We start from the raw sequence: 15031 nt of genomic DNA, 5'->3' as shown, positions 1-15031 counted from the left end.
TAATATGACGTTAATACGTTTAGGAAGGAAGCTGGTTAGGGAGCAACGGGGAAGCACGATTGTTTTGATGGGATTTTCCATGCTTCTGCTGCTTACTGTCGTAGGTTTGGTCGTGGATGGCGGGACGATGTATGCGTCCAAAAGCCATCTTCAGAAGGTTGCCAATGCTGCGGCGTTATCCGGCGCGCAGGAGCTTACGGGAGAGGAATCCCGAGTGAAAGAAATAATAGACGACATTTTGCTCCATCATCATGAGGAGGAAAGCTTGGTCGCAACGGAAATTCAAATGAAGTCCAATGTACGCGTGCAGCTAGAGAAGGAAGTTTCGTTAGGATTCAGCGGGCTATTCGGCAAAGACAGCGTTTCGGTAATCGTCGAAGCGGCGGCCCAGGTTATGCCGATGGCGGTTGCTTCCGGCGTGGCTCCGCTAGGCATCGATGAATCGATTCCTCTTATTTACAACAAGCCCTATAAGCTCAAGGTGGACAGCTCCGGCGTTGAAGCGGGCTATTTCGGCATACTGGCGCTTGGTGGCACCGGTGCCAGTACATACGAAAATAACTTGAAATACGGATACCAGAATGAAATCAAAGTTGGTGATATCATCGAGACGGAGACAGGGAACGTAGCGGGAAAGACAAGAGACGGCGTACAGCTCCGCATCGATTCGGACCCATACCCGCCGGGTGATTATTCGCACCGGGATTCCCCGCGAGTCATCCTCATTCCCGTCTATCAGCCGTATGACCAGAATTCCAACCAACTCAAGAACATTAAGGTAACGGGCTTCGCCTACTTCTACATATCGGAGCCGATGTCGAGCAAGGATACTTCGATTACCGGCATGTTCATCGAAAGAACAGGTACCGGCTATACCAATCCGGGTACGGTGGACAAAGGCGCTTTTACGATCAAACTGATCGAGTAGTTACACATTTTCTGCTTAGGACAGGTGACACCGATGAGATCAAAACTCATATTGATAGCGGCGCTGCTGATGGGAATCGTCACGACCGTGCTATTCTTCAATTACATGAAACAGTATAAAGAGGCCCCGGCATTCAAGAACGATAAACTTGTCAATGTGGTGGCGGTGAAACAGGAAATCCGCGAAAATACGAAAATTTCCCCCGGGATGCTGGAGATCTTGCAAATTCCGGAAAGCGGCGCGCATGCGCAAGCATTGAAAAACCAGAAAGATGCGGAAGGCAAAATCGCGGCTGCGAATTTGGCGGCTGGCGAAGTGCTTCTCCCTAACCACCTGAAGGACCAGAAGGAGGAGGCGATGTTCGTCTCCAAGAAAGTGCGGGACGGTTATCGGGCGGTATCGATCGGGGTCAACATCGTACAGTCCGTATCGAATCTCATCGAACCTGGCGACTTCGTCGATGTCGTGTATTCCAAAAAGGACAAAGTGACTGACAAGCTGCTTTCCCAAGTCATTTTAGAGAAAGTTCATGTTCTCGCAATCGGAAGGCGGATGGTAGAGGCAGAGTCGGAAACTCCCCATGTGGAATACGCTCAGGTTACTTTGGAGTTGATGCCGGAGGACGGGGTAACGGCCATTAACGCCGATGAGGACTCGGATGCAACGGTGGGTCTGATGCTGCACAGCCGTATCGTGAAAGATCAGGAGAAGGAACAGACGCAGACGCAAAAGTAAGCGCCTGAAAGCGGAAATACGGAATCAGGTACGGGAGGAAAAGGCAATGAACCACGCGGACAGGATGAATGAAGAGCAGCCAGGCGGAAAAAGAGGCGAAATGATCGTCGTCTGCGGCGCTAAAGGCGGAATCGGGAAAACGGCGCTGGCAGTCAATCTGGCCGTCGCGCTGACGAAGAAAAACATTCAGATCAGCGTGATGGACGGCGATTTCCAATTCGGCGATGTCGCGCTTGCGCTTGATCTGCATCCGACTTTTAGCATCAAAGACATCGTTGCGGATATCGATTCGATGGACCGTTTCGCGCTGGCAGGCTTCCTCATTCATCATAACAGCGGAGTGAAGGTACTTGCAGCGCCGGAACGGCCGGAATTCGCCGATATGATCAAGGCGAACATTATCGACCGCGTATGTGATTTGCTCCTGTCTCAGCAAGACTACCTCATCGTCGATACCGGCGCCGGTCTGCCGGAGAATACGTTGCAATTCATTGAGAAAGCCGATCAAATATTCGTGGTCACGACACTCGAAATGACAGCCATCAAGAATACGAAGCTAATGCTGGATACGCTTGATGTGCTTGGTTACCGGAACAAAACACACCTGGTCATCAATCGGGCCACGATGGAGAGCGTCATCAAGGCGGCGGATGTGCCGGACATTCTCGGTTTCGATACATCGATATATATTCCGAACGAATTCCATTTGGTAGCGCAGTCGCTTAACATCGGAATTCCTTTCGTGTCAAACCAAGCGAAATCCGATCTTGCGAAGGCGGTTTTCAAAATGGCGGAGCAGCTCATCTCGCGACGCGAGATTTCGTTGTTTAAACCGAAACAGAACTCATTCATAAAGCAACTGTTCCATAGAGGAGGCCACCTATGAGTCTTCTAGACAAGGTTCAAGCCAAATCGGTTCAAGCAGGAACCGAAGACGCTTCTAACGAATCGGCGGAAGGCGCACAACAACCGATAGCGCCGAAGAAAGACTTATTGACGACATTCAGGCAAATCCGCGGCACCGACCCTCGTCCCAAAGAACAGCCGGGGCAGATCTCCAAGCATCAGGAACTCAAAAACAAGCTTCACAAGCAAATTTTGAACGATTTGAAGGACGGGGACGTCGAGGCCGTCCTTCCCAAGATCGACGCAATGGCGATCCAGTTGATTACGGAGGACGAATCGTTTCGGGGCAAAGTAGACCGGAAAAAAGTGGTCGACGAGCTTATTCACGATCTGACGGGTTTCGGCCCGATCAATCCGCTGCTGCTTGATCCGGAAATAAGCGAGGTCATGGTTAACGGTCCCAACCAAGTTTATGTAGAGCGCGACGGAAAAATCGAACTGTCCTACGTTCAGTTCCGCGATGACGAGCACGTCATGAACATTATTGAGAAAATCGTATCGCCGATTGGCCGCCGCGTCGACGAAAGCAGCCCTATGGTCGATGCCCGGCTGCCTGACGGATCGCGCGTGAACGTCATCATTCCGCCGCTTGCTCTCAAAGGACCGACGATCACGATCCGGAAATTTTCCAAGGAACCGTTCACGATCGACAATCTCATCGACTTCGGCACCCTTACCCGCGACATGGCGATTTTTCTGGAAGCTTGCGTTAAAGCCAGGCTGAACATCTTCGTTAGCGGCGGAACGGGCTCCGGAAAAACAACATCGCTCAACGTTCTGTCGTCGTTCATTCCGAGTGACGAGAGGATCGTCACGATCGAGGATGCCGCCGAGCTGCAGCTGTCGCAGGAGCATGTCGTCTCGCTGGAATCCCGCCCTCCGAACATCGAAGGCAAAGGGGCGATTACCATCCGCGATCTCGTGCGCAACTCGCTGCGGATGCGTCCTGAGCGCATCGTGATCGGGGAGGTGCGCGGCGGCGAGGCGCTCGACATGCTGCAGGCGATGAATACCGGCCACGACGGTTCGCTCGCGACGGGACACTCGAACAGCCCGCGGGACATGATCTCGCGCCTCGAGACGATGGTACTTATGGGCGGCATAGAGCTGCCGGTCAGGGCGATTCGCGAGCAAATCGCCGGAGCGATCGACTTGATCATCCAGCAGTCCAGACTAAAGGACGGAACGCGTAAAATTACGAACATCACCGAAGTGCAGGGGATGGAAGGCGACGTCATCGTTCTGCAGGATATTTTCGCCTTCCGGCAAACGGGCGTCGACGAACGCGGTAAAATCATCGGCAAGCTGTTGCCTACCGGCGTGCGCCCCAAATATTACGAACGGCTGGAAACCTCCGGCATTCATATTCCGGCGTCCGTGTTCATCGAAGAGGAGTGAAGCTATGATCTGGATCATCGTGGGCATGTTCGCGATGAGCAGTTACCTGCTGTTTTCCGCGGTGCTGCAGCTGTTGTTCTTGTCCAATAAGCGGATGGAGAAACGGTTGAACCGTTTTTTGGAGCTCAACGACAAGAAGCAGCTAAACCGTAAAAAGTTCAGTCTCCTTGTCCGCATGCAAATGTACAAGCAGACGGTTCGCGAAAAGGTACTGACCAAAAAGGGAAGCACGCGTCTTGAGACGATGCTCCGCCTATCCGGAGTACCGCTGAAACCGGAAGAATACGTGCTGTTCCAATGGATCAGCACTGCCTTGTGCGCAGGGGTCGGTTATCTGCTATTCGATCAGCTGCTCCTGCTTCCTGTTGGAGCGGTTGTCGGGTTTATTCTGCCGCGTTGGTGGATCGGAAGGAAGCGGCGAGCGCGGGTCCATGCTTTTAACGAAGGGCTTCTGGACATGCTGACGACTGTGATCGGTTCGCTGCGCGCCGGCTTCAGCTTTGCCCAGGCGCTGAAAACCGTCGTTGACGAGTCCGAGGGACCGGTGCGGGAGGAAGCGGAAGTCGTGCTGAAAGAGATGCAGTACGGCACGACCATGGAGGATGCGCTCACCGAATGGAAAGAACGGATGCCAAGCGAGGATCTTGACCTGATGATCCAGGCGATCTTGATCCAACGCCAAATCGGCGGCAACCTTGCGATCATTCTTGAAACGATCGTGCAAACCATTCGCGACCGCAGCCGCATTCAACGACAGGTCGTTACGTTGACCGCGCAAGGACGGTTGTCCGGTATCGTAATCGGATTGTTGCCCTTCGTGCTCGGTATTCTCCTCTATATGATCGAGCCTGAGTATATCGGATCGCTCTTCAATCATCCCATTGGAATCGGAATGCTGGCAGCCGGTCTGGTATCCGGTGTGATCGGGTTTATTTTCATCCGTAAAATCACGACGATCGAGGTGTAAGCGAATGCTGTACGCAGCTTTTTGTATGACGGTCACGTTGACGATTTACTCGTTCTTCGTGCTTCGGGAAGAACGGCTCAAAAGGCTCAAACGGCGACTTGCCCATATTACAGGCAGCGTTGAATCGAGTTTGCCGGCATTGTCCGAGCCTGCTGCTGAGCGGGAAGGATCTCTGCTGCGACGCTTGATGTTTCCGGTATGGAAGGAATTCCGCCGCGGGTTCAGGCGGACTATGGAAGAGCGTCAGGTTGCTAGGATCGAGCTCAGATTGCTGCAAGCCGGGCAGCCTTTCGGTATGTCTCCGATCGATTACCGGATCGCGCAGCTGACGCTGCTTGTCGCGATTGCGGGCTTGTCGGCATTTTACGCTACCCTATTAAACGCCGGATTTGGCATATCCGTTCTGATCGTGCTTGTCGGATTTATTATTGCGATCGTCCTTCCGGGTTACTATCTGAAATTGAAATCGAAAGCCCGTTGCCGGCTTGCGCTGAAGGAGCTGCCGGACGTGCTGGATTTGCTGACCGTCAGCCTGGAGGCCGGCCTCGGTTTCGACGCCGCATTAAGCAAGCTCATTTCCAAAAAAGAAGGAGTGCTGGCGGGAGAGTTTCGGCGCTGTCTCGAAGAAATTCGGCTGGGCAAGACGAGGCGGGAGGCGCTCACCGGAGTCAAAGAACGGCTCGTGCTGGATGAACTCAAAGTACTGATCAGCAGTATCCTGCAAGCGGAAAAACTCGGAATCGGGATGGTGCAGGTACTTCGGGTACAGTCGCATGAGGTGCGTGAAAGGCGCAAGCAACGAGCCGAAGAGGAAGCGATGAAGGCTCCGATCAAGATGCTGTTTCCTCTGGTATTGTTCATATTTCCGAGCTTGTTTATCGTCCTGCTCGGTCCAGCCGTTATCCAAATCATAGAGACGTTTTCCAAGTAAATAGATTCATAGGCAATATCCGCTGTTCCGCAATATTAAAAGGAGGGCATTATGCGCATTGGCGAACTTCTGATTATGAACGGTCTGATTACGGACGAGCAGCTCGAGCAGGCGCTGAAGGAGCAACAGAGCACTCCGGCGAAGCTAGGGGAAATCATGATTTCCAATCAATTCATCAGCGAACGCCAGTTGGCGGAAGCGTTAGAGTTTCAGTTGGGCGTGCCCGTCGTGAAGATGTCGGAGACGACCTTCGACCCCGCCTCCGTCCATCTGATTCCGGAATCCCTTGCCCGCAAGCATCGCGTCCTGTCGGTCGGTCGGGACGGAGGGAGGCTTCGGGTAGCCATGCTGGATCCCCTCGACCATGAAGCGATCAAACAAATTCAAATGGTATCCGGTCTCCGGGTGCTTCCGATGATCGCCACCCGCTCGGAGATGGACGAAGCGATCGTTCGCTATTACGGAACGGACGAGTCCGCGGAAGAATTGAATAGCATATTGAAAGCAGGCATGGAACGCAAGGCGTCCGGCATCGATCTTGAAGCGTCGGACCAAGGATTAAAGGTCCGGTTCAGAATCGGCAATTCGTTCGAAGAACACGGGCAGGTAGCGAAGTCGATACAGTCTCTCTTAATAGAAAGGATAAAACGGTTGGCAGGTTTAACGGTAGAAACCCGGAGCGTCCCGCAAACCGGACGCTATGAGACGGACGTCGACCATAAACCATTGGAGGTTCGCGTATCTACGCTGCCGACGTATCATGGAGAGAGTCTTTATTTGGTGTTATCGGATCCTTATTCCCCGCTCCTCAAGCTGAGTGAGCTTGATTTCGGCGAAAGCGATTTGAAAGAGGTAGAGAAAGCTCTTCTGCATCCCGGGGGGCTATTGCTAGTATCGGGTCCGCCGGGTGCAGGCAAAACGTCGACCGCTTACTCTCTGATCGAACATAATAAACAAAAGATCCGAAAAATCATCAGCCTGGAAAATCCAATCGCGAGAGTAATGCCCTCTCTGACGCAAGTGGAGATTAACGAAGAGACGGGCTTAACGATGGATCGGGCCCTGCGCGCCGCGCTGCGACATAAGCCCGATCTGGTTCTGGTAGACGGAATCGCGGATGCGGATACCGCCGAGACGGCGCTCTCCGCATCCAGGTTCGGATTGCAGATTGTCGGTACGATGACGGCTCGTCATGTCTTCGATACGTTGGGGCGATTAATGGCGATGGTACGCGAGAAGGATTTGCTAGCCTCGTCAATTAATTGTATCGTGGCTCAAAGGCTATTGCGGAGGGTTTGCAAGCATTGCGCGCAATCGGTAACGGCGAGCGATGAGGAGATACGCCGGTTTGAAGCGGCTGATCTCGTGTCGAGAGACGATGCCAAAAACTCCGGAAAAGGAACGATAGGAAACTTCAGATCGTTCATCTTCACCCAGATGAGCGGAAAACCGGCGGTCATTCGCGGAGCAGGCTGCAGATCGTGCGGGGAATCCGGATACCGGGGAAATGTCGCCATTCAGGAAGTGCTGACGATAGACGACTCCATTCGCGAACGAATCTCCCAAGGAAAACCGATTGCGGATATCCAAAAGCACGCTTTGCAGAATGGCCACAAAGATTTGCTGCACAACGGCTTGCTGAAAGCGCGGGAAGGCCTCACGACTGTCGAAGAAGCGCTAATTGCGTTGAAATAATAACCAAAGGTGGACGAAATGATGGCTCATCGATTCTTAGTCGTAGACGACACGAATTTTATGCGCAAGATGGCAACCGATTGCCTAAGCGAGTTTGGTTACGAAGTAGCGGGCGAAGCAACGAACGGCAAAGAAGCTATACGCTTGTACGAGGAGTTGAGGCCGGACGTCGTGATGATGGATCTGACTATGCCCGAGATGAATGGCACGGAAGCCACTAAAGCCATCTTGGGGATTAATCCGGAAGCCGTTATTCTGATCTGTACGGCTAGCAACGAGAAGGAGCTGATCCTAGAGGCGATGGATGCCGGAGCCAAAGGGTATATCATGAAGCCTTTTAATCAAAATCGCTTGCAGGAGGTCATTCGTAAATACGCGGAGCCTTATTTAACTATGCAACTAGATGCGGAGGAAACGGAACCCGAATCGGAGATGACGGAACCCGAATCGGAGATGACGGGAATAATGCAAGAGAATTTGCTAGGATCTCCGGTAGAGGAGCCAACCTCGTATACCGGGACTCAAATCGCTCTGGATATCGATAGGGGGAATGGGAGAGTGAAAAGCTTCGTAAGCAGTTTTATGTGCCAATGGCAGGAAGACAGGAACGGAGGGATCGTTGAATACTCCGTCGTCTGCACGGAAAGCGAGAACAAGCTGGTGATCGAAACGGACAACAAAGCGGAGAAGCAGGTCATCACCTTCACCTTGCAAGGATTTCGCGAGCTCGCAGACTGGCTGGACAATCACTTAGGGGCTCGGCAAGGGACCATGTAGCGAAAAAACATTCGAATGGTTTGCGTAATTCCAATATCCTATTTATATTTCACGGGAGATACCCCCGTAATCTTCTTGAAAGCCTTATAGAAATTCGAGTAATCCTCGAAGCCGGTCATCGTGCAAACCTCCGAAGGCGGAACGGAAAGCTTCAATAGTTCTATCGCCTTCGCGATGCGTTTATGGATGATATATTGCTTGAAGCTCAACCCGGTCATTTTCTTGAACAGGTGCGAGAAATAATAGCGATTGATGTAAAAGGTGTCTTCGATGTGCTGAAGAGTTAGCGGGCGATATAGGTTATTGTGAAGATAAGCGACGATCTGCTCGATCTTGGAGTGATAATCGCCTTCGAGCTCGAAGGAATGGATGTGGGAAGCGATGACTTCATTCATGCGGATGAGCAGCTGGATAAAGGCTAGTTCAATCAAGACGTTTTTTGCCGGATGATTGCTTCTTTGATACTCTTCCATATCCATGAAGTATCGGGCCAACTGCTCTTGCTCGACCAACTTGCTCGGCAGACGGTTAAAGCTGCCGGGTTTTTTGCGCTCGAAATATTGGAGAATGGGATAGCTCTCGTCATGATAATGGCTGCAGAATTCGGGTGTAAAAAATAGGATGATCCGTTCGTAACTCGTGCCGGAATTAAAATAAGGACGGTGCATCTCCCTATTGTTGATAATGAGAAGATCTCCGGGACTGAGCGTATAGGTCTGGTCTTCAACTTGGTAGTCTACGTTGCCGGATATCAGATAATAGATCTCGTAGCGAGCTTGCGTGTAAGTGTGATGTTGGTTATCGTGCGGGCTCTTAGTGAGCGTGTGCAAGTAGGTAAAATTGCCATTATTTAAGTTGATGGAGGCCATTAACTCGTTCATGTAGATTCACCCTCCTTTACGTTGAAAATCAAAGAGAGTATAACACATAAAGCAAGGCGAAATAGCAAGATATGCAAAGTAAACCGCAAGATCTACCCTATCTACGGATCCCGATCGAATCTATACTCTACTTAGAAAGTCATCTTATTTTTCAACGACTTAACCTATGGGGGAGTAACGGATGCGAGATTTGCTGCTGGAAAACAAAGCGTTCATTCTAGACACTTGGGATCGGATCGCGGGTAAGGTCGCCATTACATCGGAGCGGATCAAGGACGGTATGCCGTATACGACTCGCAATGGCGTTTACGACGATTGGCAAGACTCGGATTCCTGGTGGACGAATTCGTTCTGGACGGGAATCTTGTGGCATATGTACCGGGAAACGAAGGTTGAGACGTACAAAGAATACGCTCAAAGCATCGAGAAGAAGTTGGATGAAGTATTGTACGGATACGATAGATTGGACCATGACGCAGGATTTATGTGGTTGTTGACCAGCGTAATGAATTACGAATTAACCGGGGATGCCAAGGCCAGACAGCGGGCGATGCTCGCAGCAAGCGTCTTATCCGCACGAGGCAATATCGCGGGCGAGTATATTCGCGCTTGGAACGGGGATAAACAGGGCTGGGCCATTATTGACTGCATGATGAATATACCCTTGCTCTTCTGGGCAAGCGAGCAAAGCAAGGACGCGCGTTTCAAGCATGTAGGGATCATGCACGCGGATAAGACGATAAGGGAATTCGTTAGGGGAGACGGCTCGGTCAATCATATCGTGATCTTCGATGAAACGAACGGTGAAGCGCTGGAAGCTCCTGGCGGACAAGGTTACGAAAGCGGTTCTTCCTGGTCGAGAGGCCAGAGCTGGGCGATCTACGGTTTCGCGCAAACCTATCATTGGACGAAAAAGCCCGAATATCTGCATACCGCGAAGAAAATCGCCCATTACGTGTTATCCTGTTTACCATTTAGCGGGTACGTGCCTCTGTGCGATTATAGACAACCAGCCGACTCCGCTCTGCTCGATAGCAGCGCGGGAGCGATTGCCGCTTGCGGTTTAATCGAGATCGCCAAGGCGGCCCCGGACGCGGAGCAAGCATTGTATCTAAGATCCGCCTTCTTGATCTTGAAAGCGCTGGAGGAGCGGTGCGCGGTGTGGGACGATTCGGACGAGTGCATCCTCACGAACGGGACGACGGCTTTTCATCCCAGCGATTATAAAAGAGCCGTAGTTGAAAACGGCGCATTGATCTACGGAGATTACTATTTCGTAGAAGCCATTTGCAAGCTGAAAGCGCTGCTGTAGGGTGTTTGTTTGTAATAGCGGCACGCCGTGCCGCTATTCTTCCAGTTGGGGCAGGTTTCTCCGAGCTTAACGGCACGCCGTGCCGTTAAGCTTCCCGATGGTATTGGTTTTTCCAGTACATCCCCGCATAATCTATAATCGATATAAAAAGAAGCTGCTCAAAACTGTTGTGGCGCTAGGCCATGGTAGTTTTGAGCAGCTTCTTCGGTTTCGTTTAGGCGTGTTTCCGAACGATCATAGAGGTTGATGCTTTTCGCCGTCGGATCAATTGCTTTAAGCTGTTTATATTGGTGAGCAGCGTGCCAAAGAGAATCGTAACGACGCCGATGACGGAGAGCCAGGTGATCGTCTCGCGATAGAACATCACGCCTACCGCAAGAGCAATTAGCGGCGAGATATAGAGCCAAGTCGACGGAAAGACGGGATTTGTCTTAGCGACGAGCCAATAGAACAGGCTGTGTCCGACCATTGAGCCGATGACAATCAAATAGAAAAGCGATCCGATCGCCTCCGTCGTCATTAGACCGTTGAAGTGCACCCGCTCGGTAAACGCGGACAGGATAAGCAACAGCAATCCGCCGTACATCATCTGGGCCGCATTTAGAGCAATAGGCGATGCGGCCGGGTAGCGCTTAATGACCTTTGTGGAATACAAAGCACCCGCCGAATAGAACATTTCGCCGATCAGGATGACCACGCAGCCCATTACCCAGACCAAGCCCGCGGATAAAGTTAGGTTCGGGAGAAGCAGCATGACGACGCCGGTAAAACCGATAATGCAGCCAATCGAAGAGAGGGCAGTCGTCCGTTGCCGTTGGAAGACGGCCTGAAACACGAGAATCATGAGCGGACCCGTTGCCGATAACACGGCGGCGATACCGGAAGAAACATATTGTTCTCCCCAGTACAACCCGGCAAATGTACCGAACGTCAAACAAATTCCCGTAATAAGCATTTCTTTGCGAATGAGCAGGGAGAATGAGGCTTTTCTTTTCCAAACCATCCAAATAAACAAGATCAAGCCTGCGACGAAAAACCGAATCCCTGCCGAGAAGAACGGCGGAGAAGAAGCGTCGATCCCGACCTTAATAGCCAGAAAAGTCGTTCCGAAAATGAGACACATCAGCAAATAGTTTACGATAATCATGTCTGTTCACCCCTGTGTAGGTATCATACAAGGAGAAGAACAGAACAGATGCTATTTAGTAGAACAGATGGAACGGTTATAGTGTACAATTGAACTAAAAAGGAGGGGGGGGTAGACATGAAAAATGCGCCGAGAACCACGGATGAGGGCAAACGGCTTTTTAGGCAAGTCTACGATCACATCGTCACCCGGATCGAACGCGGCGAATGGAAGCCCCATGATAAGCTTCCTTCGATACGGCTGCTCTCCGAGCAATTGCGGATGAATCGGTTAACCGTATTCCGGGCTTATCAATTGCTTAAGCAGGACAGAAAGGCATACGTAAAGGAGAAATCCGGTTACTACGTAAGCTCTGGAAATCAGGAGCATTTCCCGGTCGGACATGAGGGGAACCGTCCCCTATCCGCGTCCGTGCACTTAAAGAACAGCATGAACGACATTCAACAGATTCCGGTCGTATATCAATTTTCCCAGGCGCTCATAGATCCGAATTTATTGCCGAATTTATTCCTGTCGGATTACGTGAAAAAGGTCTTCGATATTTACCCGAAACTAATGGGCACGTACTCAACTCCGCAAGGAGACGCGGAGTTGCGCGAAACGCTCGGCCGTTATTTGGTCGGTGAGTTGCGGACTCAATTGACCGCAAGCGAGCTATTGATCACATCGGGGGCGCAGCAAGCCATAGACCTGATCTCCCGTACGTTCGTAAGGCCGATGGATGCCATCTTGGTGGAAAGGCCTACCTATAGCGCGGCTATCGATATTTTCCGCCAGCAGGGCGCAAGGTTTCATTCGGTCGACATCCAACCTGACGGATATGATCTGGAGCAAGTCGAAAACTTGATGAGAACTCATAAACCTCGGCTTTTTTATATGAATCCTACCTTTCACAATCCGACAGGATATACGGTTCCGTCTTCTCAACGCAAACGTCTGGTCGAGCTGGCCGAACGTTACCGCTGCCTATTGATCGAAGACGACGCGTTTCACGATATCTATTTCGACGGACCGCCTCCACCGCCTTTGTTCACTTACGATACGGATGGTTGGGTGGTGTACTTGAGAGGCTTTAGTAAATATGTCGCTCCGGGCTTGCGTATTTGCGCGGTCGCGGCTCGCCAAGCCGTACTCCAACCTCTTATCACCGCCAAATCGCTAGCCGATAACGGAACGCCGCTCGTCAATCAGAAAATTTTCCTCCATTATTTCGAATCGGAGCGGATGAGGCAACATATAGAGAAGCTGCGCACGGCACTTCATATGCGGAAAGACATCGTCGAAGAAGAGTTGGCGGCAACGGACTGGAAATGGGTCACTCCGCAAGGCGGTCTAAATCTTTGGCTGCAACTGCCCGAATCGTTATCCGTCGAAGCCTTGCTGAACGAGTGCCTTCGGCAATCCATCTCCTTTGTCCCCGGTACAATTTGCGATCCGCTAGGGGAGATGACGTCGTGGATTCGATTAAGCTATTCCTTCGTCAGTGAAGGACAATTAAGGGATGGAGTCAAGCGTTTGGCGGACATAGCCCGTCGATAAGGAAAATCATCATGTAACTGCAAAGAGAGGTTTTATACTTGCTAGTCGGCAACACTTCGCTTACTTCCGTTTCATTCCGTTATCGGTTCATCTCCTTGTTGCTGGTCGTTGTCGTAGCGGGGATGAGCCAAGGTCTTCTGCTTCCGTTATTATCGATCATGCTGGAACGTTCCGGTATTTCGTCTGATCTGAACGGAATCAATTCAACCGCGTTATATATCGGCGTTTTCTGCACGATGTTTTTTATCGAGAAACCGGTCGTTCGGTTCGGATACAAGAAGGTCATTATAGCCGGGATCTCATTGGTAACGGTTTCCATGCTGCTGTTTCCGCTGAATCAATCGCTGGAATTATGGTTCGTCCTTCGGCTGCTCGTCGGCGTTGGCGACAGCTCCTTGCATTACGCGACCCAACTCTGGATCGTAAGCTCCAGCCCGGCAGACCGAAGAGGGAGATACATATCCTTGTACGGGATGGCGTATGGGGTTGGCTTTAGCGTGGGTCCCCTCGGCATTAATCTGCTTCCGTTTGGCGAGGCGGTTCCGTTCGTGGTAACCGGCTTATTCTTTATAGCCGTTCTTCAGCTCGTTTTCCGATTGCCGAATGAAACCCCGGAACGTTCAGCAAGAAGCGTATCTGCCGAGAATAGATTCGTCAGAACCTATCGTCTTGCTTGGTTTGGCCTCATCCCGGCTTTGCTCTACGGTCTCATGGAAGCTTCTATGAATAGCAGTTTTCCTTTATACGGACTGCGCATTGGGCTGAACCAGGAGTGGATATCCCTGTTGCTGCTAAGTTTCGGAATCGGCGGCCTTATTCTTCAGTTGCCGCTCGGCATATGGAGCGATCGCATTGGACGCAAGCCGATTCTGATGGCATGCGGGCTGACGAGCGCCTTCGTCTTCTGCGCGATCCCGTTTGCGGGAGATCGGGTGATATTCCTATGTATCCTGTTCGCTTTGGCAGGAGGATTGGTAGGATCCTTCTATTCGCTTGGCCTTGCGTTCGTTGCGGATATTTTGCCTCGGGCCATCATGCCAGCCGCCAACGTAATCGCGTCCATTCATTTCAGCATAGGCAGCATTCTCGGCCCAAGCCTTGGGGGATACGGCATCCGCTATGTTTCAACGCACAGTATATTCTTTTTGTTGGGAGGGGCTTTCTTGCTGTTTTCCTTGCTCGGGATCCTGTTCCGGTCCCAACGGATTCTTTAACGGATGTAGGGAATGATAGTCCCAAATGTTTCCTAAAGGGGAGAAGGGTATGCATAGAACGGTACAAAGCGTTCCGTACGGCTATGAGCTGCCGGTTGAACGAGAAAAAGGCACGTTGATCTACTATGATTCTTTTGAACGGACGACGGATGAGGAACTGGATCTCGCGGCGGAGATTGCGGTTTCGCGCTCATTTGAGAAGCTTGTGCTGTATCCGATACATGAGGAAACCATGAGGAGGATGTCGAAGGAGCCGATAAGTCCCTATTACAAGCGGGAAAAACGACTTCAGGATTGGAAGCGGGAACGACAACGCGACGAGATTGCAATCGATGGTTGGGAAGGGAAGAGAAAAAAGTATACTCCGATCGATTCGGCGCTTCGTCATTTGACGGAATCGTTAGCCGCCCCTCATTTTATTTTCGTCGCACCCGAAATGGCAAACCTGTTCGCTTCTTTTTCTTCCTTCGAAGACTGGATTGCAAAAATTCGATTACTGATAACGGAAGAGCCCAAGGTGCTTCATCCGAGATTGGAACAATATCGCAGCCGATGGGATTCGGCCGGCGATTAAACTGCCAGAACCCGGGCTTCGCATTTC

Annotated in this window: 14 protein-coding genes; 12 read left to right on the top strand and 2 right to left on the bottom strand. The window is 51.3% G+C overall.

The window, feature by feature from the left end:
- The first annotated feature begins 4 nt into the window (after window positions 1–4).
- From E2980_RS07375 to E2980_RS07340, 8 genes are read left to right on the top strand one after another with little or no spacing between them, the layout of a single operon-like run.
- On the top strand, window positions 5–928 hold the full coding sequence (locus E2980_RS07375) for a pilus assembly protein TadG-related protein (protein ID WP_135151512.1): 924 nt from the start codon (window positions 5–7) through the stop codon (window positions 926–928).
- 33 nt (window positions 929–961) lie between these two features.
- Window positions 962–1663, top strand: coding sequence for a Flp pilus assembly protein CpaB (cpaB, locus tag E2980_RS07370; protein WP_135151510.1), 702 nt, complete (start codon window positions 962–964; stop codon window positions 1661–1663).
- A 46-nt stretch (window positions 1664–1709) separates the two neighbouring features.
- On the top strand, window positions 1710–2549 hold the full coding sequence (locus E2980_RS07365) for a CpaE/TadZ family protein (RefSeq protein ID WP_135151509.1): 840 nt from the start codon (window positions 1710–1712) through the stop codon (window positions 2547–2549).
- Window positions 2546–3967, top strand: a complete 1422-nt coding sequence (locus tag E2980_RS07360; RefSeq protein ID WP_135151508.1) for a TadA family conjugal transfer-associated ATPase — start codon at window positions 2546–2548, stop codon at window positions 3965–3967. The genes E2980_RS07365 and E2980_RS07360 overlap by 4 nt, the downstream gene beginning before the upstream one ends.
- 4 nt (window positions 3968–3971) lie before the next feature.
- Window positions 3972–4934: a type II secretion system F family protein gene (locus E2980_RS07355; RefSeq protein ID WP_135151506.1), complete on the top strand. Its 963-nt coding sequence runs from the start codon at window positions 3972–3974 to the stop codon at window positions 4932–4934.
- Window positions 4935–4938: 4 nt separating this feature from the next.
- Window positions 4939–5865 (top strand): type II secretion system F family protein, encoded by a 927-nt coding sequence (locus E2980_RS07350; RefSeq protein ID WP_135151505.1) that lies wholly within the window; start codon window positions 4939–4941, stop codon window positions 5863–5865.
- Window positions 5866–5916: 51 nt separating this feature from the next.
- Window positions 5917–7560, top strand: coding sequence for a GspE/PulE family protein (locus tag E2980_RS07345; protein WP_135151503.1), 1644 nt, complete (start codon window positions 5917–5919; stop codon window positions 7558–7560).
- Between the two features lie 21 nt (window positions 7561–7581).
- Window positions 7582–8337 carry a response regulator gene (locus tag E2980_RS07340; protein ID WP_135151502.1) on the top strand — a complete coding sequence of 252 codons (756 nt, stop codon included), beginning with the start codon at window positions 7582–7584 and terminating at the stop codon, window positions 8335–8337.
- 38 nt (window positions 8338–8375) lie between these two features.
- Here E2980_RS07340 and E2980_RS07335 read toward each other — a convergent pair whose 3' ends face one another.
- Window positions 8376–9218: an AraC family transcriptional regulator gene (locus tag E2980_RS07335; protein WP_135151500.1), complete on the bottom strand. Its 843-nt coding sequence runs from the start codon at window positions 9216–9218 to the stop codon at window positions 8376–8378.
- 181 nt (window positions 9219–9399) lie between these two features.
- On the opposite strand from E2980_RS07335, the gene E2980_RS07330 reads away from it, so the two are divergent.
- Window positions 9400–10530 (top strand): glycoside hydrolase family 88 protein, encoded by a 1131-nt coding sequence (locus E2980_RS07330; RefSeq protein WP_135151499.1) that lies wholly within the window; start codon window positions 9400–9402, stop codon window positions 10528–10530.
- A 214-nt stretch (window positions 10531–10744) separates the two neighbouring features.
- On the opposite strand, the gene E2980_RS07325 is transcribed toward E2980_RS07330, so the two are convergent.
- Window positions 10745–11677, bottom strand: coding sequence for a DMT family transporter (locus E2980_RS07325; RefSeq protein ID WP_135151497.1), 933 nt, complete (start codon window positions 11675–11677; stop codon window positions 10745–10747).
- A gap of 117 nt (window positions 11678–11794) precedes the next feature.
- Between E2980_RS07325 and E2980_RS07320 the strand changes: the two genes are divergently transcribed.
- Genes E2980_RS07320 through E2980_RS07310 form a run of 3 tightly spaced genes read left to right on the top strand, consistent with a single transcriptional unit; the run spans window position 11795 to window position 15004 of the window.
- Window positions 11795–13216 carry an aminotransferase-like domain-containing protein gene (locus E2980_RS07320; RefSeq protein WP_135151495.1) on the top strand — a complete coding sequence of 474 codons (1422 nt, stop codon included), beginning with the start codon at window positions 11795–11797 and terminating at the stop codon, window positions 13214–13216.
- A 38-nt stretch (window positions 13217–13254) separates the two neighbouring features.
- Window positions 13255–14430 carry an MFS transporter gene (locus E2980_RS07315; protein ID WP_135151494.1) on the top strand — a complete coding sequence of 392 codons (1176 nt, stop codon included), beginning with the start codon at window positions 13255–13257 and terminating at the stop codon, window positions 14428–14430.
- 49 nt (window positions 14431–14479) lie between these two features.
- Window positions 14480–15004 (top strand): hypothetical protein, encoded by a 525-nt coding sequence (locus E2980_RS07310; protein WP_135151492.1) that lies wholly within the window; start codon window positions 14480–14482, stop codon window positions 15002–15004.
- Window positions 15005–15031: the final 27 nt, after the last annotated feature.

This window comes from Cohnella luojiensis (genome assembly GCF_004564235.1).
GTDB classification, from domain to species: domain Bacteria; phylum Bacillota; class Bacilli; order Paenibacillales; family Paenibacillaceae; genus Cohnella; species Cohnella luojiensis.
This window is presented reverse-complemented; position numbering and strand designations above follow the sequence as displayed.

Excerpts from the sequence above, each read along its gene's own strand:
- E2980_RS07375 (WP_135151512.1), top strand. The coding sequence starts at position 5 with ATGACGTTAATACGTTTAGGAAGGAAGCTGGTTAGGGAGCAACGGGGA.
- cpaB (WP_135151510.1), top strand. The coding sequence starts at position 962 with ATGAGATCAAAACTCATATTGATAGCGGCGCTGCTGATGGGAATCGTC.
- E2980_RS07365 (WP_135151509.1), top strand. The coding sequence starts at position 1,710 with ATGAACCACGCGGACAGGATGAATGAAGAGCAGCCAGGCGGAAAAAGA.
- E2980_RS07360 (WP_135151508.1), top strand. The coding sequence starts at position 2,546 with ATGAGTCTTCTAGACAAGGTTCAAGCCAAATCGGTTCAAGCAGGAACC.
- E2980_RS07355 (WP_135151506.1), top strand. The coding sequence starts at position 3,972 with ATGATCTGGATCATCGTGGGCATGTTCGCGATGAGCAGTTACCTGCTG.
- E2980_RS07350 (WP_135151505.1), top strand. The coding sequence starts at position 4,939 with ATGCTGTACGCAGCTTTTTGTATGACGGTCACGTTGACGATTTACTCG.
- E2980_RS07345 (WP_135151503.1), top strand. The coding sequence starts at position 5,917 with ATGCGCATTGGCGAACTTCTGATTATGAACGGTCTGATTACGGACGAG.
- E2980_RS07340 (WP_135151502.1), top strand. The coding sequence starts at position 7,582 with ATGGCTCATCGATTCTTAGTCGTAGACGACACGAATTTTATGCGCAAG.
- E2980_RS07335 (WP_135151500.1), bottom strand. The coding sequence starts at position 9,218 with ATGAACGAGTTAATGGCCTCCATCAACTTAAATAATGGCAATTTTACC.
- E2980_RS07330 (WP_135151499.1), top strand. The coding sequence starts at position 9,400 with ATGCGAGATTTGCTGCTGGAAAACAAAGCGTTCATTCTAGACACTTGG.
- E2980_RS07325 (WP_135151497.1), bottom strand. The coding sequence starts at position 11,677 with ATGATTATCGTAAACTATTTGCTGATGTGTCTCATTTTCGGAACGACT.
- E2980_RS07320 (WP_135151495.1), top strand. The coding sequence starts at position 11,795 with ATGAAAAATGCGCCGAGAACCACGGATGAGGGCAAACGGCTTTTTAGG.
- E2980_RS07310 (WP_135151492.1), top strand. The coding sequence starts at position 14,480 with ATGCATAGAACGGTACAAAGCGTTCCGTACGGCTATGAGCTGCCGGTT.